Genomic DNA, 22,831 nt, shown 5'->3' with positions numbered 1-22,831 from the left:
TATTTTTGAAGGATAATTCCATGTTAGAACGTATTAAAGACAGTTTTACCCACTCTATCCAGACCAAGATCGATGCGGCTGAGGCACTCCCTGAGTCTATTGAGAAAGCGGCCGAGATGATGGTGCAGTGTCTGCTTGGCGGCAACAAGATCTTAGCCTGTGGTAACGGTGGCAGCGCCGGCGATGCACAGCATTTCTCTGCCGAGCTGCTAAACCGCTACGAGATCGAGCGTCCGCCACTACCGGCCATAGCCCTGACAACCGACACCTCGACCATCACCGCGATTGGTAACGACTACAGCTATGACGAGATCTTCTCTAAGCAGATCCTGGCACTGGGTCAACCTGGCGACATCTTGCTGGCCATCTCGACCAGTGGTAACTCGGGTAACGTGATCAAGGCGATGGAAGCGGCGCTAAGCCGTGACATGACAATCGTGGCCCTCACGGGTAAGGATGGCGGCGCCATGGCAGGTCTGATGGGCACAAACGACGTAGAAGTGCGCGTACCTTCAAACGTCACCGCGCGTATTCAGGAAGTGCATCTGTTAGTGATCCACTGCCTGTGCGACAACATCGACCGCACCCTCTTCCCCCAGGATGATCAGGCATGAGAGCTCTGCTCCCAATCCTAGCCGTACTCTTGCTGTTACAAGGCTGCGCCGGGGCCGTGATGGTCGGCGCAGTGGGTGGGGCCATGATGGCCAATGATGAACGCAGCTTCTCTACCCAGCTGGACGACACCAACGCCGACTTTCAGATCGCCAGTGCCCTGGCGGCCCACGAAGATATTAAGAACCAAACCAATATCACAGGTGTGGCGATGAATGGCAACGTGCTCATGATAGGCCAGGCGCCAAGCTCAATGCTGCGTGACAAGGCGATCAACACAGTGCAAAAGCTTAACCTGGGCGGCAAGATCCACAATCAGATCCGCATAGGTAACCCGACCTCCTTTACCACCCGCAGCAACGACACCTGGATCACCACCAAGGTGAAAACTCGTATGCTCAACGACAAAGATCTGGATGTCACCCGCATCAAGGTGATCACCGAAAATGGCGAGGTCTTCCTCCTCGGTGTCGTGAGTCGCGATCAGGCCGATCTGGCGGTGGATATCGCCCGTAACACGGCCGGTGTACGCAAGGTCATCAAGGTCTTCGATACGCCAAACAGCTAGCACGCCGGGCGCTTGCTGCGCCTAGGCGAGCCTGGCTTTCCTCACCTTACGCCATCTTTGCGTCAGCACAGGCAACAGTATGGTCGGCAACACGATCAGGGCAGCGCCCAGCCAGCCTAATGGATCCAACCACTCGTCGAACCAGAGCCAGCCAAACAGCACACAGAACAACAGACCGCTGTATTCGGCAACGGCGATCTCGCCCGCCTGGGCCTTACGATAGGCCAGCACGCTAAAGAGCTGGTAGGCGAGTAGGAAAATGTTGCTCAGCACTGCGATACCCAGTACGGGCCAACTAAAGCCCGCGAATCCCTTCCAGGCGGCAAAGCCTATCACTAGCGGCAGGCTCAAGAGGTTGTAACAGATGACCGTGACGCTGGCCGCCTCGCTGCTGGGCAGCCATCTCAGCATCAGCTGATTAGCCGCGAAGACGATGGCCGACACCAATACTGCCAGGGCTGCCAGGTTCATCTCGCTTGGCCTGAGTATGATAAGAATGCCGATGAAACCTAACACAGTCGCTAGTATCTGCTGACCACTGAGTCGCTCCTTGAGGAACAGCATACCCATGACGATGATCATCAAGGGCGCTGAATAGAACAGCGAGCTAACCGTCGCCAGAGGCAGGGAAAGCAAGCCGAGGATCAGCAAAAGTCCACCGACCGCGCCGCTATTGGCCCGAATCATGTGGAGCTTCAAGAAGGCGGTTCTCGGCCGACCAGCATACAACCAGAGCGGCAGCATCATCACGATCGCCGTCACCTGACGCAGCAGCAGGAACATGGTGGCATCGCTCTGCGCTGGCAGCCACTTGATCGACACATCGTAGAGGGCGCTAAACACATTCCCCAGCAGCAAGAGGCCGAGACCTAACATCAGATTGCGCTGCATCACAGCCTCCATCATCAAGATTCATCTGGCTGCATGATAGCGAGCAAGATACTGTAGCTAAAATGATGATTTCTTATCATAGATGAATTAAATTCATCTATTGAGACTGGTATTGGAGACAGTAGATGAGAAAGATCCCCCCACTCAGGGCACTGCAGGTGTTCGAGGCCGCGGCCCGTTTGCAGCACTTCTCCCGGGCCGCGCAGGAGCTGTGCATTACCCAGAGTGCGGTGTCTCATCAGGTTCGTCTGCTGGAGGAACACTTCGCCCTGCCCCTGTTCAGGCGCGAGGGCCGCAGCCTGAAACTCACCGACAAGGGCGAGCAGCTGTTTCAGGAGACGGCCAGGATCTTCAACGAGCTGGGAGAGCTAAACCTCAGGTTACTGGGCGAGAAGCCAGAGGCGCTGCGCCTGGCGGTCTACAGCTCCTTCGCGGTAAAATGGCTGATCCCCAGGCTCAGCGGCTTTCGCCGCCTACACCCAGGCATTCAGGTACGCCTGGATATGATCACCGAAGATCCTGTGTTGTCCCACAGCAGCGCCGACATGTTTATCACGGGCCAGCAAGATCAGAAGGGCTACTGGCAACAGCTACTGCACGCCGAGCGGCTGATCCCCGTCTGCAGCCCGGAGCTTATCAGCAGCGGTGACAAGCTGGATCTCGACTGGCTCAGCACCCAGCAACTGCTCACCGTAGATGAGGGACCACTGGGGCTGGACTGGCAGCGTTGGTGTGAACATAACCAGCTACCAGACCCCAAGGAGCATCAGCAACAGCTCTTCAGCCATGTGTTGATGGCGATCGAGGCAGCGATTGCCGGTCAGGGGGTGGCCTTGGCCTCAGACTTCATGGTGCTGGATGATATCGCCAAGCAGCGCCTGGTGGCCCTGCCCTTTGCCGGCATAGACACCGGCTTCGAGTTTAACTTCCTCTGCAAGCAGCGCCGCCTGCAGGAACCCGCCATCGCCGCCTTCGTCCACTGGCTGACCCAGCAGCACTAGCGAGTCCTCCTTAATATTTATCCATAAAAAAAGCCGGCTGATGCCGGCTGTTTTATTTGCTCGATTAGAGCAGTAGACCTATCTTCTCGTAGACCTTCTTCAGGGTCACCTCGGCGCGGGCCTGAGCCTTCTCGGCACCTTCGTGCATCACCTGATTGAGGAAGCTCTGATCGGCTCTATACTCCTTGAAGCGCTCCTGCAGCGGCTCAAGCATGCCGACAACCGCTTCACCGGCCGCCACTTTAAGATGACCGTACATCTTACCTTCGAACTCAGCTTCCAAACTCGCAATGCTCTGACCGGTCACGCCTGACATCAGGCTCAGCAGGTTAGAGACGCCTGGCTTGTTCTCGACATCGAAACGCACTACTGGCGGCTCGTCGCTATCTGTCATCGCCTTCTTAAGCTTCTTCATGACCGCCTTAGGATCTTCCAGCAGACCGATCACATTGTTGCGGTTGTCGTCAGACTTAGACATCTTCTTCAATGGATCCTGCAGCGACATCACCTTGGCACCCAGCTCAGGTATGAAAGGCTCGGGAATGGTGAAGGTCTCGCCATAGGCATTGTTGAAACGAGTCGCGATATCACGAGTGAGTTCAAGGTGTTGCTTCTGATCTTGACCCACAGGGATCTCATTTGCCTGGTACAGCAGGATATCAGCCGCCATCAATACCGGATAGCCGAACAGGCCGACGTTGATATTGTTGGCATGTTTCTGCGACTTGTCCTTAAACTGTGTCATGCGGCTTAGCTCACCCATCTGGGTGTAGCAGTTCAGCGCCCAACCCAGCTGAGTGTGCTGCGGTACCTGCGACTGAATGAAGACGGTACTCTTCTTAGGATCGACACCACAGGCTAGGTATAAGGCCAAGGTATCTAAACAGGCGTCACGCAGCTTCTGCGGATCTTGACGTACGGTAATGGCATGCAGATCGACCACACAATATAGGCAATCATGACTATCTTGCATCGCAACCCACTGACGTAGTGCACCCATGTAGTTACCAATGGTCAATTCACCTGACGGTTGGGCACCGCTAAGCACAATAGGTTTAGTCATAAAATTTATTGCTCCAATACTATTTGGCTGTCTGTTATCTGCGCCAATACTTCGCTAAATGTGTTACAAACGGCCGTCGGGCCGCTGAGCCCAATATCTTCACCGTAGTTGTACCCGTAGGTCAAGCCGATCGAGGAAATACCCGCCGCTTTCGCCGCTAAAATATCGTTTCGGGAGTCGCCCACCATCAAAAGCTGCTCATCTTCGAGCTGCCATGCCTGTTTGAGATGAGTCAGTGGCAGAGGATCTGGCTTCATCTTCTCCAGCGAGTCGCCCCCCAACACCTGATTGAACAGATGAGCTATGCCAAAGGCCTCCAGCAGTGGCACGGTGAAGCGATAGGGCTTATTGGTGACAATCGCCAGTTGGTAACCCAGCGACACCAGCTGCTCGAGTACAGACTTAACACCATCATAGAGGCGGCTGTGCTGCTGCAGGTTTGCCTCGTAATGCTTGCTAAACAGCGGCATGGCGGCATCGATATCGGCCTGTGTTGCCGCCTCACCGCGGGCGAAGGTCAGCGCACGCTCCACCAGCTTGGCGGCGCCATTGCCCACCCAGCTTCGCACTTGATCCTCGTCGCACAGGGGCAAGGCAAGCTCGGCGAGCATGCCTTGGGTGGCGGCGGCAAGATCCGGCACGCTGTCGATAAGCGTGCCATCGAGATCGAAGGCGATCGCCTTAATTGATTGGGCTTTCATACTCAGGCATCGACCTTAGCCAGCTCGCTGCGCATCTCGTCGATCACCGCCTTGTAGTCTGGCTTATTGAAAATCGCCGAACCGGCCACGAACATGTCGGCACCCGCCGCCGCGATTTCGGCGATATTGTCGACCTTAACGCCACCGTCGACTTCCAGACGAATGTCGAAACCGCTGGCATCGATACGCTCACGCACCTGACGCAGTTTATCCAGTGTCGACGGGATAAAGGATTGGCCACCGAAACCAGGGTTAACCGACATCAGTAGAATCACGTCCAGCTTATCCATCACATGATCCAGATAGTGCAGCGAGGTCGCCGGGTTGAATACCAGGCCAGCCTTACAGCCAGATTCCTTGATCAGCTGCAGGGTGCGATCGATATGCTCAGAGGCCTCAGGGTGGAAGGTGATGATAGATGCGCCGGCATCGACGAAATCGGGAATGATGCGATCCACAGGCTTCACCATGAGGTGCACGTCGATATCGGCGGTCACGCCATAATCACGCAGCGCCTTACACACCATAGGGCCTATGGTCAGGTTAGGCACATAATGGTTATCCATCACGTCGAAGTGAACCACATCGGCACCGGCCTTAAGCACGGCCTCGACATCTTCCCCGAGACGGGCAAAGTCGGCAGATAAGATAGAGGGAGCAATTAGAAATGGACGCATGATAAACTCACTAATCTGAATAAGAATTACGCTATTCTACCTTATAGCCAAGCCTAGCCTCTATAGGCGATGCTGGATTAAACGTGTTCTGGTTCAGAATTGAGTAAATTTCACTGGCGGCAAATAGCCTCACCGAAAAATTATGTTCAAAATATAAACGCCTTTGCTATAATGCTCTGATTAGGGGTTTCCATGTTCACAGGATGTAGAGATGAGAGATAAGGCCAAAGCTTCAGCCAAGATGAAATCGGCAACGGTATTTACCGTCACCGCCGCTGTTATTGGCTTTACCGCCATTGGCGTTCAGAGTCTCAGTGAAGATGAGGCCAATCTGGCCTGCGTGTGCGATAGCAACGCCAGCTACAACTCCTCACTTCCCGCCAGTCACCCAAATAACCGCTGCGCCCAGCAGGCAGATAATGTCAGTTGGAGTAATTGGTTAACGGGTCGAAGCCGCTCTAATCAATTGCACTTTGTCGATCTGCTCGAACTGCTCCATGGTCATCAAGACAGCCCCATGGACGACGTGACCCCCACCAGCAAACAGCGCCTCTAGGCCCTCTCTTGCTGCAACTCTTTCTAAGCACCCTGGCCGCCTTCTTTGGCGTGCAGACAGAGCAAAACCGCGTTCGCGACTTTCAGTCTCGCTCGCCGGTGCCCTTTATAGTGATGGGGATTCTATTGGCCATCGCCCTGGTCGCTTCACTCATCTTTATCGTGAAACTTGTGCTGGCCTAGCCTCGATTAACCGCCTAGTTAACCGCCTTAACTAAACCTTAGCTAATGTCTTAACTAATGCCTCAACTAATACCTTAGCTTGGGCTTAATCGTTTTCGCTGTGGTAGCTGTCATCATACAGCGCCATCAGCTCATCGACCTTCTTACGACTACTGCCGTTTTGGCTGATATTGCGCTGCACCTGAATGGTGTCGAATCTGGCGCCATGATACAGCTCCCGCGTCAGGGGAATATCATGGTTGCTGATGAGCACGGGGATGCCTCTGTCGATCGCCGTATGACGCGACTTGCGTGCTAGCAAGGCCTGGTCATCCAGGCTAAAGCCCGAGCCCACATAGGTGGTAAAGCTGGCCGTAGTTGACAGTGGTGCGTAAGGTGGGTCGCAATAGACCACATCGCCCGGCTGAGTCAGCGAGAAGGCCTCTTCATAACCTATGCACTTAAACTCGGCCACCTGCGCCTTGTCGGCAAAGGCCTTGATCTCCTCTTCGGGAAAATAAGGCTTCTTGTATGACCCGAAAGGCACATTGAAGCCGCCCTTGGAGTTGTAACGACACAGACCGTTAAACCCATGGCGATTCATATAGAGAAAATAGACAGAGCGCAGGAAGGGATCCTGAGTCTGATTGAATTCACTGCGCACCTGATAATAGGCTTCTTTATCATTCTTAGCTTCGACAAACATCGCCTTCGCCTCGGTGATATATTTCTCTGGCGTGGATTGCACTATCTGATAGAGATTGATCAGATCCTGATTGATATCGCACAAGAGATAACGCTTGTATTGGGTATTGAGAAATACCGAGCCTGCACCGACAAAGGGCTCCACCAATCTGTCGCCTTCGGGGAGGTGCTGGGTGAGCGCATCAACCAGTTTAAATTTTCCGCCGGCCCATTTTAAGAAGGCTCTCTGTTTTTTAATCATCTAAATCGATTGAGTGCACAATGAAAACAAGTTGTCGATTGTACTCTGTTTATTAATGAATTTCACGGCTCACAGACCCTTGTTGCAGCTCATAACCGGATAAATCTACCCAGGCCCTCAACCATGGTGCCGGTAACTGAGCCGTCTGGGCTAAATCGAGCGCTGCCTGCTTACCCGCCTGCCTGTCTGTGTATTGGCCATAGAGGAGCACCCAGTAGCTTTTATAGCGAGCGATCTGCACCTGATTAGCATCGGGCAGCTTAGCAATGGTGGCATCGAGGGACTCAAGACGTTTCACCGTCGCCAGCTGCAGCGTATAGCCTTTCGGATGTGGCATTGACGCAGTCGATGCTCCCAGATTGCGAGATTCATTCGGATCGCTCACAGGCTCAACGGCAAAGGTTTCCACTTGCTTATCAAGCGCCGTGGTATCGCTTGGTGCCTGACTCGGAGGTGCCTGCTGCGTTTGTGCTTGAGTATCTTGCTGTGATGAAAACGCTTGTTCGGCTTGGTGCTCATACTGATGGGCTAGCGCCTCATCTTGAGAAGACGCTCCTTCTATCTCACTTTCTATCTCACTTTCTAGCTCATCTTCTGGCTGAGTCTTTGACTGCCTAGCTACTTCTGCGGCTTCGACCCTGACATCTGCAGACTCTTGAGCTCTCTTGCTCAAGCGCCCACGTTGATCAAAATAGCCACTCAGCAGAATCTGCCCATAGCCTTGATTAAAAGCATCCGCCCGCACCGCCGCAACCGTCTGCGCCTTAGGTTTGGCTATAGTCTCTTCTGGTTCTGTCCAAAACCAATAGAGACCTGCGAGCAGAAACGCCACGCAGGCTCCTATGGCCAAATAGACAGGCCATGGCCTTTTATTAGGAGTGGTTGGCTCGCCATGCAATGCCAGATAGAGCAGATTCACCACTTCGGCCGGTGTCCCCTGCTGACGCTGAAGTTGATCTTTGACTATCTCCCGCGGCGTGAAAGGGGTCTCCTCGCTGCGATGCAGCAGGGTGTAATACAGCCCCTCACGTTCCGGCAAGGTTAATGGCGAAATAGCAACGGGCAACAAAAGCGGACGCTGGGTATCGGGCAGCTGGGCCAAGATCTGGTTGAAGTAGTCTGCCGGGGCGGTCATTGTCAGGGAAAGCTTTCTGCCCGCTAAGCTCAACTGACTCAGTACGATACATTCCGCCCACAGCTCTAGGGGCAGGTATTGGGCATCATCGAGCACGATATGGCAGTGTGAGGGTAAAGTATCACCGAGGCGCAGCAGGGTTTCAGGCAGAGGGACTTCGTCGTCGAAAACCGGCTCGGTCAACAGCTGGACCAGTATCTTACGGCGGATCTCCGCACTATCGACATGCTGAGGACACACCACCAAGGCAGAACTGACATCATCCAAGGTGTCCACCAGCGCCGTGGTGAGTGTGGTCTTGCCGGCACCGGCGTCGCCCGTCAACACAGTCAACTGCTGACCATAGAGCACTACGTGCTGCAGCCTATGTAGCAGAGACTCCTGACTGGGTAAGAGAATAGCGGTTTGAAACGTCACTTAATCACCACACAAACTAGGCGCGGCTAATGACCTCTTGCAGAAGGGACTCGGAAACCTCGCCATACACCTCTGCCTGGCCTATGGCCTTTGGCAGAACCAGTCTGAGTTTTCCATTCAGCACTTTCTTGTCACGCCGCATATGCTTGATGAACTGTTCGAAGTTCATCGCCTCTGGAGCCTGTGTTGGTAGGTCAAATGCCTCGAATATCGCTTCGATTCGACAAACAATTGACTCATCGACCAGCCCCATCTTAGATGCAGTTTGTGCAGCAAGTACTGTGCCAGCCGCCACGGCTTCGCCATGGAGCCAGACGCCATAGCCCATCTCGGCCTCAATGGCATGGCCAAAGGTATGCCCAAGATTCAACAGGGCGCGTACGCCTTGCTCCGTCTCATCTTGTGCCACGACGTCGGCCTTGATTTGACAGCATTTGGCGATGGCATAGGTAAGTGCTGTCTCGTCCAGAGACTTCAGCGCCTCGACGTTCTGCTCTAACCAACTGAAAAATGAGCCATCCCAGATGATGCCATACTTAATCACCTCGGCCATGCCAGCGGCAAATTCTCGGGCCGGTAAGGTATGTAGGCATGCTGTGTCTATCGCCACCATCTTAGGCTGATAGAAGGCGCCTATCATGTTTTTACCCATGGGATGGTTGACAGCAGTCTTGCCCCCCACGGAGGAGTCGACCTGTGATAACAGGGTCGTTGGGATCTGAATGAAATCTACGCCGCGTTGATAACAGGCGGCGGCAAAGCCTGTCATGTCGCCGATAACACCACCACCAAGGGCAATCAATACGGAATCACGCCCCATGTTCTGCGCCAGCAGTGAGGTAAAAATCGCATCCATCTGCGACAGTGTCTTGTATTGTTCGCCATCGGGTAAGATGACAGGTTCGGCACATTGGTAGGAAGCCAATAGCGCCTGTACCTTGGCGAGATACAGAGGCGCTATTGTGTCATTAGTCACGATAAGAATTTTTTTGCCTTGAAGATAGCTTGAGAAGTGTTCGCTATTTTCGAGGAGATTCTGGCCAATAAAGATAGGGTAACTACGTACGCCAAGTTCAACCTGAATCTGTTCCATTCTACCGCCTAATGTTTAGAAGCCTAATTGGTCAATAATTTGATTTGCAACAACTTTTGCGCTTTGCTCGTCAGTTTTGACTATGACATCGGCAATCTCTTCGTACAGTGGATTACGGATCTCAGCAAGCTTTTCTAACACTTCTCTTGGGTCGTCAACCTGAAGTAGTGGACGACGCTTGTCGCGCTGGGTACGCGCAACCTGCTTATCGATAGTGGTTTCCAGATAGACCACGATGCCACGGGCAGACAAGTTGTTACGAATATCTTTACTCTGAATGGAGCCGCCGCCAGTCGCTAAAACAATGCCTTGTTTTTCGGTTAAATCGGCAACAACTTGTGTTTCGCGACGACGAAAACCTTCTTCGCCCTCAACGTCAAATACCCACGCGATATCAGCACCGGTACGGTTTTCAATCTCTTGATCTGAATCGTGGAACTCTAAATGAAGCATCTGCGCCAGATGACGGCCTATAGTGCTTTTGCCAGCCCCCATAGGACCTACTAGGAAAATATTACGTTTTTCAGCCATTGCTTTACGTCTGAATCTTATATGGAAAGTTTGCCTACGCCAGCCAAAAAATCAGGCCGACCTTAAATGTTACCTTGCTCTAATGAGACTTGACCACGGATTATCTCAGCTATCTCCCCCCAAAGGCAAGTAGGGTGAGTAAATTCTGTGAAATTATACTCAGGCACAAAAAAGCCAGCGTTCATACGCTGGCTTTATCGGATAGGTGCTTAGAACTAGAGTTGCTCGGAGATGATCTTAGGTGTCACGAAGATCAACAGCTCTTGGCGCTCATTCTTGTCGGTAGTGTTTCTAAAGAGGTAACCCAAGAAAGGAATATCCCCCAGTACAGGTACCTTACTGACACGATTGATCAATTGTTGCTGGTAGATGCCACCGAGCACAATCGTCTCACCATGATCGACTAACACCTGAGTACCGATACGCTGAGTATCGATAGAAACCGCCTGACCGAGTGGTGTGTCGACCGTCTTACCCTGAGAGTCCTGGGTGATCTCAAGATCTAAGATCACGCGATTATCAGGTGTGATCTGTGGCGTCACGCGCAGCGACAATACCGCCTTCTTAAACTGCACCGTAGCCGCACCACTGGAAGCCGATTCAACATAAGGGATCTCAACACCCTGCTCGATGTAGGCCGCCTTCTGGTTCGACGTGGTAATACGTGGGCTAGCGATGATCTCACCCTTGCTCTCTTGCTCCAGCGCACTCAGCTCTAGATCCAATAAGGTGCCGTCGGCCAACTTAGCCACATGGAAGGCAATACTGGTTGGATTAGCCACCGCGGCCGGCAGGTTAACATTCAATCTGTCACCGATATCGGGCACGACACCATTGGCGATATCGTTTGCGCCTTCCAGACTACCAGAAGTTCCCTTGCTACCCTGCTGATCTGTGATCCCCCACTTGATACCGAGATCTTCAGACACGTCGTCCTTCACGGTAACCATACGAGATTCGATCAAAACCTGGCGAATCGGGATATCCAAGACCTCCACCAAGCGGTGAATGTTTTCCAGACTCTCTTCGGTATCCTTCACCAACAGAGTGTTGGTTCTTTCGTCCACGGCAACCGTGCCTCGAGCCGACAACAGAGACGCATCGTCGCCTTTAAGCAGCTCGGCAATATCTGTCGCCTTGGCATAGTTGATCTGCAGATACTCAGAATAGAGCGGAGCAAGTTCTTTCACTTCCTGCTGGTTTTTCAGTTCCTGACTCTCGCGAATTGCGATCTCTTCGGAAGGTGCCACCATCAAGATGTTGCCTTCGATACGCTTGTCCAGTCCCTTAGTCTGCAGAATCAGATCCAAGGCTTGATCCCATGGCACATCGTCGAGTCTCAGGGTGATATCCCCTTCAACCGTATCGCTGGTCACTAGGTTGAAATTGTTATAATCGGCGATGATCTGCAGCACTGTACGTACCGAGATGCTCTGGAAGTTAAGAGAAAGCGAACGACCTTCATACTTCTTCTCTTCCTTGACGACAGCTGCACGCTCTGCCTTACGCACGTTGAGTCTGAACAGGTTGGCTTCCTGCTTGTAGTTGTACTCGTATTGACCGGAGACATCCACCAATACGCGCGCCGTCAACTCATCCTTGAAGGTCTCAAAGCTCTTTACTGGCGTCGCAAAGTCTTGAACATCCATGACATAAAGAAGATCTGAGGCAATATCTGTGTTGTAAAGTTTAAGTTCTAACTTGGCACCCACCTGCTCCACATTCGCGGCCACCGATGAGTTATTAAGTTTGACCAACAACTCACCTCCACCATCACTGGTGCGATGGAAGTCGATGTTCTTGATACCGTTAACAAAAGGATTTGCGGCGACGTCACTGCGACTGGCAACCTCATCGTTAATGGTCAGGCGATAGGTATTCCCCATCACTTTACCTTGATAGGCCTTTACCTTAGCCAGATCCACCAGCACCTTAAGCTGTTCACTTTCCTGCAGCGTGGACATGGACTTAACACCGACGTTGTTGATTGGTAGGACATCTTTTTCCAGCCCAGACAAACTATCGTCGAATCCAAGGATGATCTGTGCCGGTGAAGCATTGAGATTGATCTCAGGCTCCTTCACGGCATCCTCAAACACCAGTTGTAACTCTAACTGATGATCGACAATCGAGTGGTATTTGACATCAATCAGACGGTTCGCAGCTGAAGAATACGGCGCCACACCCAATAATAAAGCCAAGCCAAAGGCCACTTTAAACAGGGGCGACTTTTTTAATAAAACGCTTTTCGCGGCAGAAGATTCCATTATTCCCTCATCCTTCGCTTTGTTATTCACCAGTCAGTTCCATGTTGCTCATTCTTTCAGCCCAGCAACCTGTCCCATCTGGAATTAATTCAACTATTTCGACCATTTGCTGTGTAACTTTAGCAATTCGCCCGTGATACAAACCTACGTATTCGCCCACACCTAGACGATATACGCTGCCATCATTAGTCTCGATTAAGGCCCAAATATTCTTATCTTCGCTCAAGGTACCGCGCATCTTTAAATTGTCCAGCGCATAGGTTTCTAGACGGCCCTTGCGGCGTTGCAGATCTGGCTGTAAACAATCTTTGGTCGTATCGACCACCTCTTCGGTTAGTTCTCTCGAAGGCGGTACGAAGGGACTGCGCATCAACTCTGCCTGATAGGCAAAATGTTCAAACTTAGGGGGCTCCTTCAAGGGGGGCACGCGCGCGACATGTTGAGCCTTAGTGGTCGTCACAAATAACTCAAGATCGCTGCGATCCCCCATACAACCTGCTAGCATCATGCCCACGAATAGCAAAGGTAGCTTCTTCATTTCTTCGCCCCCTTCGCCGCATTATCTTTCGGGAGCTGGGCTCCCTCTTTGAAACGATAGGTCTTGGCCAAGATCTCCATCGCGAGCTCACCGCTATCATTACGCTTGATCACGAAGTCATGCAGGCTCACGATACGCGGCAATTTAGCCACGCCACTGACCAGATGGCCCATCTCATGATAATTTCCCGTTACCGACATGCTGATAGGGAACTCGATATAGAAATCGCGTTGTATCTCTTCTTGCCACTCCAGGCTCTGAATCCCCAGCCCTGAATCGGTAGCCACGAAAGTTAAATCGTCGAGCAGGCCAGGCATCTCATTCTGCGACGGCAACATTTTCAGCAGCTCGGCAAACTGAACTTCCATGACTGCCAGTTGCTCCCGATACAACTTAAGATTAGCCGCTAATTGATATTTCGCTTTAAAATCATCCCGCAAGGTGATCTCTTTGTCTTGCTCACGCTTAAGCACATCTACGGCATCAGAGACAAACAGGAAATATCCAGCGACGAAGATAATAATGGCCAGGAAAGACGCGAATACCACCTTAACCTGGGTAGGCCAACCGCCAATGTTCTCAAAATCGATATCATTGAATTCACTCAGATCGAGTTTCATTTGCTCGCTCCTTGTGTCGCTTTGGCATTATCTGCATCTTCTTCACCGATAGAGACCCTTAAACTGAAACGCTGTAGCTGACGCATCTCATCATTCTGCGAGACGATCGATTGCATGTTGGGATCGTGTAACCACATTGAAGCCTTAATCTTGCGCATCATGTTGGCGACGTTGTTGTTAGACTCACTACGCCCCTGGATCCACAGCAAGCTGCCCTTCTTTTCGATGCTGGAAAGATATATTCCCGGCGGTACGACACGCACCAACTCATCCAATACATGGGTGGGTAAGTTTCTTGCCTGTTGCAGGTTTAATATGATCTCGGTACGACGCTCGATATCTTTCTTACGCTCGCGAATCTTTTTAATTTCGGCAATTTGTTTTTCTAACAGCTGAATTTCACCCTGCAGATAGGCATTTCTTCCTCTCTGCTCCTCGGTCATCATATCGAGAACCGTTAAGGCTAAATAAACGACTAATGCCGCGCCGATAAATACAGCAGCTAATATGCCCAGATAATCGCGTTTTTGTTTTTCTCTTGCTTCTTCGCGCCAGGGCAATAAGTTTATGTTCGCCATTGAGAGTAACTCCTCAGCGCTAATCCACACGCGACCATGTATTTATTAATATTGGGCTGTAGTTGTGTCTTCACTTGCTCGTCCGCATGCAAGCAACCCAAGAAAGGGTCGGCAATGATGGTATGAACGCCGAGTTCATTCGTGAGCAGATTAGCCATGCCTTCCAGCTTTGAGGTGCCACCACACAAGACGATATGATCCACCTTATCCTTGCCACTCGAAGTACAGTAAATCTGCAAGGTGCGCTTAATCTGTTGTAGCAGTTGCGTCTGGAAGGGCGAGAGTACCTCGAACATATAATTACGTGGCAAATCGCCTTCAAGCTTGGCCTTCTCGGCCTGCTCGTGCGACATGCCGTAGAAAGATAGGATAGACTGGGTAAACTGCTCACCACCAAAGGCCTGTTCGCGGATAAAGGTCGTCTCACCCTTCTCCACCACGGCAAAGGTGGTCATATTCGCGCCGATATCAACCAGCGCAACCACCTTATCTTCGGCGCCATCGGGCAACTGAGCGGCGACCAACTCGAAGGAGCGTCCCAGCGCATACCCTTCAACATCAATCACTTTGGCTTCGAGATTAATATCGTCCAGGCTATCGACTCTGGCATCGATATTCTCTGTGCGGCAGGCGCTCAGCAGCACATCCACCTTGGAGGGGTCGGCGCTGTTAACACTTAGGGTTTCAAAATCTATGCTGACTTCATCGAGCGAATAGGGGATAAGGTTGTCGGCTTCGATCTCGATCTGGGTCTCCATCTCCTCTTCACTCAGTGAAGCATCCATGTAGATCACCTTGGTCATCACAGCCGATCCCGAAACCGCAGCCGCAGCATATTTTACGCTCTTAGGCAAAGATCGTTTGATCAATCTTAAGGACTCCAAAACCGCGTCTGAATCTCTTATCTCATGATCATTAACGGCGCCTTTTTTAACGGGCACCGCGGCGTGACTCAAAATTTTATAACCATCAGCAGTCTTACTCAGCAGTATTGCTTTTATCTCGTGGGAACCGATATCGATCCCGACCATCTGCGGAGCCTGACGCTTCCATAAATTTGAAAGCATAGTCCATCGTCACTTTTGTTATAGTTTCAGGAATTAGATTAGCACAAAATCAACTCGTTATAGATATTTGTACAAAATGTTTGTAACTTTTACAATTGCCATTTTTTTGACAACCATTTTTGCTTCACCAATAGCTGCTCGCCTTATATACTATTGTGCCTGCTAAATTTATTGGAATTATCTGGTGAAGTGGTTTAAACGAATTACCATCGCTCTATTTAGCCTAGCCCTTTTGGGAATAGGTGCAATTGCTGCGGCCTATTTTTATGTGCTGCCGGACCTTCCCGATGTTACCACTCTTAAAACCGTAAAATTGCAAACTCCATTACGAATTTACAGCGCTGATGGCAAATTAATTTCACAATTTGGCGAAAAACGCCGCATTCCAGTCGAATATGAGCAGGTACCGCAACAATTAATTAATGCGGTGCTCGACACAGAAGACGCCCGCTTCTTCGAACATAAGGGGATCGACCCCATCGGCATCATACGTGCCGCAGTAATTCTCGCTACCACAGGCAAGAAGAGCCAAGGGGCGAGTACCATCACCCAGCAGGTTGCCCGCGGCTTCTTCCTCTCCAGAGAGAAGACCTACATTCGTAAGATCAAAGAGATCTTCCTGGCCCTGAAAATCGAGCAAGCCCTGAGTAAGAAAGAGATCTTAACCCTCTATCTCAACCGCTCTTTCCTGGGTAACCGCGCCTACGGTGTCGGCGCCGCCGCCCAGGTCTACTATGGCAAGGAACTCGAAGAGCTTACCCTGCCAGAGATGGCCATGATTGCCGGTCTGCCACAGGCGCCTTCTGCCGCCAACCCTATACGTAATCCAGCCCGCGCGATGAATCGTCGCAACTGGGTACTCAGCCGTATGCTGGAGAAAGAGAACATTAGCCAGGACGAGTATCAGGAAGCGATAAGAGCCCCTATCACCGCCAAGTACCATGGCGCCGAGGTAGAGCTCTATGCACCTTACATCTCAGAGATGGCTCGCGACTATCTGGTCGAAAAACTCGGTGAAGAGGAAGCCTATACCGGCGGTTACAACGTCTATACCACTGTCGACTCTCGCCTGCAGATGCTGGCCCAGGATGCACTGCGCAATAACGTCTACGCCTATGACGAGCGCCACGGTTATCGCGGCGCGACTAAGGTGTTATGGGATGCAGAAGGCGCGGCCAAGCTAGATGAGACCCAAATCGTCACCCAGCTGAAGCAAACCCAGGGCTTCCAAGGACTCGAGCCCGCCGCCGTGCTCGAGATTGCCGAGCAGAGCGTCAAGGTCATCAATGCGAAGGGCGAAACCCTCACCCTGGAGTGGGAAGGACTCAAGTGGGCGCGCAAGTTCATCAGCAACAAGCGTCAGGGCAAGGCGCCTAAAACGGCTGGCGAGATCCTCAAGGCAGGCGAGCAGGTCTGGATCCGCAACAATGGTAACATCTGGCAGCTATCGCAAATTCCTGAGGTGGCCAGCGCCATCGTCTCGCTGGATCCTAAGGATGGCGCCATCAAGACTCTAGTGGGCGGCTACAGCTTCCACACCAGCCAATACAACCGTGTCACTCAGGCCAAGCGTCAGCTGGGCTCCAACATCAAGCCCTTCATCTACACAGGTGCGCTGGAGAAAGGCTACACCCTGGCTACGCTGATCAACAACGCGCCCATCAACAATGCCGACATACGTCAGGGCACTGCGTGGCGACCAAAGAACTCGCCTGACAAGTATACTGGGCCGACACGCCTGAGAGTCGGTCTAGCACAATCGATAAACGTCATGTCTGTACGCGCCATGCGCTATACCGGGCTAGAGAGCGCTATCGACACCCTGGTCAAGTTCGGTTTCGACCGCGACGATCTGCCGCAAAACGAATCACTGGCGCTGGGCTCACCGTCGGTGACGCCGTTGCAGGTGGTCACCGCCTTCTCGGTATTTGCAAATGGCGGCTACCGGGTCGAGCCTTACTTTATCGACCATATCGACAATGCCTACGAGCAGACGGTAGAAGAAGCTAGCCCTACGCTAGCCTGCACACCTGAGTTAGCCGAGCCACAGACGCTGCCAACGGACGATCCTTTTGCAGCTATGGCGCAGGAACTGCCTAATCAGGAAGTGGCAAATCAAGAGGTAGAAGGCCTAGAAGTCGCGAGCCAAGAGGCTAACGCCGAAGATCCTAGCTGTCCGAGCACGGCTCGCCACGCACCGCAGATCATCAGCAAACAGACTGCCTTCCTGATCACCGAAGCCTTGAAGAGCGTTATCTGGGGCGGCGGCGATTGGAGCAAGGGCACAGGATGGAACGGCACCGCCTGGCGCGCCGCCCGTGTGGTAAACCGTCACGATATCGCGGGTAAGACAGGTACCACTAACGAATCGAAAGATACCTGGTTCAGTGGCTTCACACCGACGCTGGCAACTACCGTATGGGTCGGCTTCGACGATCACAGCATCGAATTGGGCCGCACCGCCTGGAACACCAACGGCGCGAAAGATCAGATCTCGGGCGCCGAGGCCGGTGCCAAGACCGCTGGCCCAGGCTGGAACGAGTTTATGAAAAACGCCCTCCAAGGCGCGCCTGAGCTACCTTCTCCTCCACCTGAAGGGATAGTCTCGGCCCGTATCGATCTGGCCACAGGCAAGTTGAGCCGCAAGACAGACTACACCACCAAGTTCGAGTATTTCATCCAGGGCACCGAGCCGAAGGAGTTTGCCACCGAAGCGCAGACTCAGGAAGATATCTTTATCGACGATTCGGTAGAAGATCTGTTCCAATAGTCTTCAGATGGGCTGGTGTCATTCGCCACCAGTCCAGTGAAATCCACTGGCCTTTCGCTATTTTTCAGTGAATTCATAGCGCCAATTTTTTGGTGCGAATAAAACTTTAGATGTAAAAAAACCTGCGACTGCAGGTTTTTTAATCGATTGATTAGACAGAATTTATCTAAACTAGCCCTTGGCGGCCAACGCAGCCTTCACCTGAGCGAGTGACGTACCACCCAGCGCCTCACGTTTAGCCAGACAAGAGTCTATTGTCAGACATTGATATACATCTTCCTGGATGACACTGGCGAACACCTGCAGGCTAGCCAACTCGAACTCTTCGATAGGCTTCTTCTGGGCAATCGCCTCGACTACCACCTCACCCACCACATGATGCGCCTCTCTAAACGGCATGCCTTTGGCTACCAGATAGTCCGCCAGCTCGGTTGCATTGGCATAACCCTGCTGAGCCGCCGACAGGGTATTCTCTCTGTTGACCTTTAAGCCAGACAGCACCAGAGTCGCCATCTCCAGACAGATAGACCAGCTGTCCATCACGTCAAACAGGCCCTCTTTGTCTTCCTGCATATCCTTGTTGTAAGCCAGAGGCAGAGCCTTCATGGTGGTCAGAATGCCCATCAGGCTGCCATAGACACGGCCCGTCTTGCCACGGATAAGCTCGAGCGCATCCGGGTTTTTCTTCTGCGGCATCAAGGAAGAGCCAGAGGTAACCTGATCGTCCAGTTCGATAAAGCCCGCCTCACCGCTATTGAAGAAGATCAAATCTTCGGCCATGCGGCTCTGGTGCATCATGCTGATGGCGGCGTCTGAGCATAGCTCGATCACATGATCCCTGTCAGACACAGAATCCAGGCTATTAAGGGTTGGCGAGGCGAATCCCAATGACTTAGCCAGCGCGTATCTGTCCATTGGATAAGCGGTACCAGCCAGCGCGCCCGTGCCCAGCGGACAGGTATCGAGGCGCTGCAGACAGTCTTGCAGACGGCTGATATCACGCTCAAACATCTCCACATAGGCCAGACACCAGTGACCGAAGGCCACAGGCTGCGCCCGCTGTAGGTGAGTGTAGCCCGGCATGACGGCGTCCAGCTCACGCTCAGCAAGTGACAGCAAGGCTGCCTTTAACTGTGCCAGCAGTTCGAGCAGGGCCTGACCCTCCTTCTTGCACCAGAGCTTAAGATCGGTCGCCACCTGATCGTTACGCGAGCGGCCTGTATGCAGCTTCTTACCCAGGTCACCGACCTTGGCAATCAAGGCTTGCTCAACGAAACTATGAATGTCTTCGGCGCCGGAGGCCAGGATGGTCTCTGGCTGATCCTTCACCTCGGCCAGCAGTTCTTGCAATGCCTGTTTGAGGGACTGACACTCTTGCTGGGTGAGAATGCCCACACCTGTGATGGCATCGGCCCAGGCAATGGAACCAACAATATCTTCTTCCACCAGCCGATAATCGACCGGCAGGGAATCATTGAAAAGTTTAAACAGTGCGCTGCTCTCTTGGCTAAATCTTCCGCCCCATAACGCCATCTCACTATCCTCTTAAATCAGCTCGTAAATCTGCTCTTAAAATAAAGGAGCGTTCGCCGCCCCTTTATTACCCCGTCGACTCTACTTAACGTTTAGCGCCCGGATGCGGCTCGCCAGTGAATAGAGACGAATGAAGCCTTCCGCATCTTTCTGGTTATAGACTTCGTCTTCACCAAAGGTAGCAAACTCCTCGGAGTACAGGCTATTAGGAGAACGTTTCTTCACCGCCTGTGCCTGGCCCTTATAGAGCTTAAGTACCACTTCACCGTTCAGCAGGTTTGCCAGTGGCTGAGAGGCGCCCAGTAGGGATTCACACAATGGGGTAAACCAACGACCGTCATAGACCAGATGCGCCATCTTGGCACCTACCTGCTCACGCCATTCGCGGCTGGTCTTGTCCAGTACCAGCTCTTCGATCGCTCTGAGCGCGGCAAACATTACCGTGCCGCCTGGGGTTTCGTAACAACCACGAGACTTCATGCCCACCAGACGGTTTTCGGTGATATCGATACGGCCCACGCCATGGGCGCCGGCAATCTCATTAAGGGCCATCAGGGCACCATAAGGAGTGTATGACTGACCATTAACCTTAGTAATACGACCGGCTTCCATCTCTACCGACACATACTCAGGCTCATCGGGCGCATCTTCTGGCGCAACAGTCATGGTCCATACTTCTTTGCTTGGCTCGTTCCACGGATCTTCCAGCTCACCACCTTCGTGAGAGATGTGCCAGGCGTTGGCGTCACGGCTATAGATCTTGGTGGCCGAGGCGGTCGTCTTGATGTTGCGCTCTGCCAGATAGTCCAGCAGATCTTCACGGCTCACCATGCTCCACTCACGCCAGGGGGCGATCACGGTAAGATCCGGTGCCAGGGCGGCGAAACAGCCCTCGAAACGCACCTGATCGTTACCCTTACCGGTACAACCGTGACATACGGCATCGGCGCCCACTTTACGTGCTACTTCCACCTGAGCCTTGGCGATGATAGGTCTGGCCATTGAGGTGCCCAGCAGATAGGTGCCTTCGTAGATGGCGCCTGTGGCTATGGTGGGGTAGATATAATCGGCCACCAGCTCCTCTTTCAGATCCACGATATGGCACTCAGACGCACCCGAGGCGATCGCCTTCTCATGCAGCCCTTCAAGCTCGGCCTCGCCCTGACCCACGTCGGCGCAGAAGGCAACGATCTCACAGTTATCATAGGTCTCTTTCAGCCAAGGAATGATCGCCGATGTATCCAGACCACCCGAGTAGGCCAGTACCACTTTTTTCACCGATGCTTTGTTGTTTTCGATAGACATTTCGTTTTCCTAAATACTCAATTCGTTGGCCCAATCACCATTGGGAAGATTCGTTAACTCAGTAGGGTCACCAACACGGCATTTTGCGCATGCATGCGGTTTTCTGCCTGTTGCAAGATCAGTGAGCCGGCCCCATCGACCACCTCGGCAGCCACCTCGACACCACGATAGGCGGGTAGGCAGTGCATAAAGAATTTGGCTCCCGCCTTGTTCATCATATCGGTATCTACATGATAAGGCGCAAATTTGGCTTTGATCTCATCTAGACTGGCCTTGTCTCCCATGGAGATCCAAGTATCAGTATAGATGGCATCATGGCCGGCGATCGCCTCGACATCTGAGCTCAATACCAACTCACCACCATGGGCCTCGGCAATGGCTTGTGCCTCCAGCACTACCTTACCGTCGGGGAAGTGGCCCTGCGGGCAGATCACCGTCATCTTGGCACCCAGCAGCGCCGCACCATACATGAGCGAGTGGGTCACGTTGTTACCATCGCCTACATAGGCCAGCTTTACCTTGCTGACATCATCAAACTGCTCCGCCAGGGTCAGAAAGTCCGCCAGCCCCTGACAGGGGTGATACATGTCCGACAGCGCGTTGATCACAGGCACAGTGCCATGTTCGGCGAGCTGCTCTATGGTCGAATGGGCAAAGGTTCTCGCGACAATGGCATCGGCCCAACAAGAGATGTTGGCGGCAAAGTCGGATACCGGCTCACGCTTGCCCAAGGCACCGTTTTGCTGATCCAGGTAGAGACAATGACCACCTAACTTATTGATACCGATATCGAAGCTTACGCGGGTTCGCAGCGATGGCTTCTCGAATAACATCACCACACTCTTACCGTCGAGTGCCTTGCGATAGTCTTCTGGGTTGGCCTTGATCGTCTTCGCCAGGGCGAGTAAGTCGATCAGCTGCTGCTGGGTAAGCTCTTTTATCGATAGTAGGTGATTCATATATCTACTCCTAGATGAATACTCTTCTCATGTTCCGTTTAATTAATGTGGCATAACCTGTGTGCCGATAGACTCGCCCTTCTCCAGCGCGCTCAACTGCTCGGCGTCGCGCCATGAGGCGACCTGTACCGGCTGTCCCATCCACTGGGCAACCTCTAGTGCCGCCTCGACCTTGACCTTCATCCCCTTATCGATAACGCCTAACTTGGTTAGCTCATCGGCGTGGGCCTTATCCAGGGTCTTGATCAGCTGTCCCTTACCGTCGAGCACACCACTCACGTCGGACAACAGCACCAACCGGCCTTCCACTAGCTTGGCAATCACGGTCGCCGCCTGATCGGCGTTGACGTTCAGCAAGTTGCCCGCATCATCTACGGCAATCGAGCTGACAATTGGCATCCAGCCCTGGGCCAACAGGAAGTTCAGATAAGTCGGGTCATTGGGCGACACTTCACCCACGAAGCCGAGCTGCTCATCTTTGATGCTGCCATTCACTATGGCGCCATCACACAGGCTCATGCCCACACTCGTGATGCCCGCCTTGATGGCACTGGCCTGCAAGATCTTGTTAGAGGTTCCCGCCAGCGCGCCAACCACAATAGGCACCTGCTCTTCGGGGGTGACACGCAAACCGTCCAGCTTAACCGTCTCCATGCCATTGGCCTTGAGCTGCTCGTCTACCAGGCAACCGCCGCCATGAACTAAGATGACAGATTGGCCCGACTTAATGATGTTGGCCGCGCTTGCCATCAGGCGCGCCATCCCCATCTCACACTGCATCAGGGCGCCACCCACTTTAAGCACTAAGGTTTTCTTATTTGCCGACATAGCTACTTCTCTCT

23 protein-coding genes are annotated in these 22,831 nt (G+C 52.7%); 6 read left to right on the top strand and 17 right to left on the bottom strand.

The window, feature by feature from the left end; all coding sequences use genetic code 11:
- Positions 1-20 precede the first annotated feature (20 nt).
- Both K0I31_RS01185 and dolP read left to right on the top strand, forming a co-directional pair.
- Entirely contained in the window at positions 21-614 is a 594-nt protein-coding gene (locus tag K0I31_RS01185; RefSeq protein WP_011864032.1) for a phosphoheptose isomerase, read from the top strand.
- Positions 611-1,180, top strand: coding sequence for a division/outer membrane stress-associated lipid-binding lipoprotein (gene dolP, locus K0I31_RS01180; RefSeq protein ID WP_011864031.1), 570 nt, complete (start codon positions 611-613; stop codon positions 1,178-1,180). The genes K0I31_RS01185 and dolP overlap by 4 nt, the downstream gene beginning before the upstream one ends.
- Before the next feature lie 21 nt (positions 1,181-1,201).
- On the opposite strand, the gene K0I31_RS01175 is transcribed toward dolP, so the two are convergent.
- Positions 1,202-2,071, bottom strand: a complete 870-nt coding sequence (locus K0I31_RS01175; RefSeq protein WP_220079623.1) for a DMT family transporter — start codon at positions 2,069-2,071, stop codon at positions 1,202-1,204.
- Positions 2,072-2,196: 125 nt separating this feature from the next.
- Here K0I31_RS01175 and K0I31_RS01170 point away from each other — a divergent pair, with 125 nt between their 5' ends.
- On the top strand, positions 2,197-3,072 hold the full coding sequence (locus K0I31_RS01170) for a LysR substrate-binding domain-containing protein (protein WP_220079622.1): 876 nt from the start codon (positions 2,197-2,199) through the stop codon (positions 3,070-3,072).
- A 64-nt stretch (positions 3,073-3,136) separates the two neighbouring features.
- On the opposite strand, the gene trpS is transcribed toward K0I31_RS01170, so the two are convergent.
- Genes trpS through rpe form a run of 3 tightly spaced genes read right to left on the bottom strand, consistent with a single transcriptional unit; the run spans position 3,137 to position 5,513 of the window.
- Complete coding sequence (gene trpS, locus K0I31_RS01165; protein ID WP_011864028.1) at positions 3,137-4,135, bottom strand: tryptophan--tRNA ligase; 999 nt, start codon at positions 4,133-4,135, stop codon at positions 3,137-3,139.
- A gap of 5 nt (positions 4,136-4,140) precedes the next feature.
- Complete coding sequence (locus tag K0I31_RS01160; protein WP_220079621.1) at positions 4,141-4,836, bottom strand: phosphoglycolate phosphatase; 696 nt, start codon at positions 4,834-4,836, stop codon at positions 4,141-4,143.
- 2 nt (positions 4,837-4,838) lie between these two features.
- Positions 4,839-5,513 (bottom strand): ribulose-phosphate 3-epimerase, encoded by a 675-nt coding sequence (rpe, locus tag K0I31_RS01155; protein ID WP_220043911.1) that lies wholly within the window; start codon positions 5,511-5,513, stop codon positions 4,839-4,841.
- A 211-nt stretch (positions 5,514-5,724) separates the two neighbouring features.
- Here rpe and K0I31_RS01150 point away from each other — a divergent pair, with 211 nt between their 5' ends.
- Together K0I31_RS01150 and K0I31_RS01145 are read left to right on the top strand one after the other, a co-directional pair.
- The gene (locus K0I31_RS01150) at positions 5,725-6,069 is read left to right on the top strand and encodes a hypothetical protein (protein ID WP_220079620.1); all 345 of its coding nucleotides are present in this window, start codon (positions 5,725-5,727) and stop codon (positions 6,067-6,069) included.
- An 8-nt stretch (positions 6,070-6,077) separates the two neighbouring features.
- A complete protein-coding gene (locus K0I31_RS01145) occupies positions 6,078-6,251 on the top strand; it encodes a DUF2970 domain-containing protein (protein ID WP_011864024.1) in 174 nt (57 codons plus the stop codon).
- Between the two features lie 85 nt (positions 6,252-6,336).
- Here K0I31_RS01145 and K0I31_RS01140 read toward each other — a convergent pair whose 3' ends face one another.
- The 9 genes from K0I31_RS01140 to K0I31_RS01100 form a co-directional block, all read right to left on the bottom strand.
- Positions 6,337-7,176 (bottom strand): Dam family site-specific DNA-(adenine-N6)-methyltransferase, encoded by an 840-nt coding sequence (locus K0I31_RS01140; RefSeq protein ID WP_220079619.1) that lies wholly within the window; start codon positions 7,174-7,176, stop codon positions 6,337-6,339.
- 52 nt (positions 7,177-7,228) lie between these two features.
- A complete protein-coding gene (locus tag K0I31_RS01135) occupies positions 7,229-8,728 on the bottom strand; it encodes an AAA family ATPase (protein WP_220079618.1) in 1,500 nt (499 codons plus the stop codon).
- Between the two features lie 16 nt (positions 8,729-8,744).
- Positions 8,745-9,821: a 3-dehydroquinate synthase gene (gene aroB / locus K0I31_RS01130; RefSeq protein WP_220079617.1), complete on the bottom strand. Its 1,077-nt coding sequence runs from the start codon at positions 9,819-9,821 to the stop codon at positions 8,745-8,747.
- Between the two features lie 15 nt (positions 9,822-9,836).
- Complete coding sequence (aroK, locus tag K0I31_RS01125; protein ID WP_144203903.1) at positions 9,837-10,352, bottom strand: shikimate kinase AroK; 516 nt, start codon at positions 10,350-10,352, stop codon at positions 9,837-9,839.
- 215 nt (positions 10,353-10,567) lie between these two features.
- Positions 10,568-12,619: a type IV pilus secretin PilQ gene (locus tag K0I31_RS01120; RefSeq protein WP_220080752.1), complete on the bottom strand. Its 2,052-nt coding sequence runs from the start codon at positions 12,617-12,619 to the stop codon at positions 10,568-10,570.
- A 22-nt stretch (positions 12,620-12,641) separates the two neighbouring features.
- Positions 12,642-13,157, bottom strand: coding sequence for a pilus assembly protein PilP (locus K0I31_RS01115; RefSeq protein WP_220079616.1), 516 nt, complete (start codon positions 13,155-13,157; stop codon positions 12,642-12,644).
- Entirely contained in the window at positions 13,154-13,777 is a 624-nt protein-coding gene (locus K0I31_RS01110; RefSeq protein WP_220079615.1) for a type IV pilus inner membrane component PilO, read from the bottom strand. Before K0I31_RS01110 ends, K0I31_RS01115 begins: the two co-directional genes overlap by 4 nt.
- Positions 13,774-14,355, bottom strand: coding sequence for a PilN domain-containing protein (locus K0I31_RS01105; protein WP_011864016.1), 582 nt, complete (start codon positions 14,353-14,355; stop codon positions 13,774-13,776). The genes K0I31_RS01110 and K0I31_RS01105 overlap by 4 nt, the downstream gene beginning before the upstream one ends.
- On the bottom strand, positions 14,343-15,422 hold the full coding sequence (locus K0I31_RS01100) for a pilus assembly protein PilM (RefSeq protein ID WP_220072800.1): 1,080 nt from the start codon (positions 15,420-15,422) through the stop codon (positions 14,343-14,345). Before K0I31_RS01100 ends, K0I31_RS01105 begins: the two co-directional genes overlap by 13 nt.
- A gap of 184 nt (positions 15,423-15,606) precedes the next feature.
- Here K0I31_RS01100 and K0I31_RS01095 point away from each other — a divergent pair, with 184 nt between their 5' ends.
- On the top strand, positions 15,607-18,192 hold the full coding sequence (locus K0I31_RS01095) for a penicillin-binding protein 1A (RefSeq protein ID WP_220079614.1): 2,586 nt from the start codon (positions 15,607-15,609) through the stop codon (positions 18,190-18,192).
- 171 nt (positions 18,193-18,363) lie between these two features.
- Here K0I31_RS01095 and argH read toward each other — a convergent pair whose 3' ends face one another.
- The 4 genes from argH to argB all read right to left on the bottom strand — a co-directional run bounded on the left by argH (position 18,364) and on the right by argB (position 22,817).
- Positions 18,364-19,725, bottom strand: coding sequence for an argininosuccinate lyase (gene argH / locus K0I31_RS01090; protein ID WP_220079613.1), 1,362 nt, complete (start codon positions 19,723-19,725; stop codon positions 18,364-18,366).
- 81 nt (positions 19,726-19,806) lie between these two features.
- Entirely contained in the window at positions 19,807-21,030 is a 1,224-nt protein-coding gene (locus tag K0I31_RS01085; RefSeq protein ID WP_144203908.1) for an argininosuccinate synthase, read from the bottom strand.
- Positions 21,031-21,083: 53 nt separating this feature from the next.
- Positions 21,084-21,989 (bottom strand): ornithine carbamoyltransferase, encoded by a 906-nt coding sequence (locus tag K0I31_RS01080; RefSeq protein WP_011864011.1) that lies wholly within the window; start codon positions 21,987-21,989, stop codon positions 21,084-21,086.
- Positions 21,990-22,031: 42 nt separating this feature from the next.
- The gene (gene argB, locus K0I31_RS01075; RefSeq protein ID WP_220079612.1) at positions 22,032-22,817 is read right to left on the bottom strand and encodes an acetylglutamate kinase; all 786 of its coding nucleotides are present in this window, start codon (positions 22,815-22,817) and stop codon (positions 22,032-22,034) included.
- Positions 22,818-22,831: the final 14 nt, after the last annotated feature.

The sequence above is a fragment of the Shewanella spartinae genome, from assembly GCF_019457555.1.
GTDB lineage: Bacteria > Pseudomonadota > Gammaproteobacteria > Enterobacterales > Shewanellaceae > Shewanella > Shewanella loihica.
The sequence above is the reverse complement of the archived record's forward strand: the minus strand, read 5'-3'. Positions and strand labels throughout refer to the sequence as shown.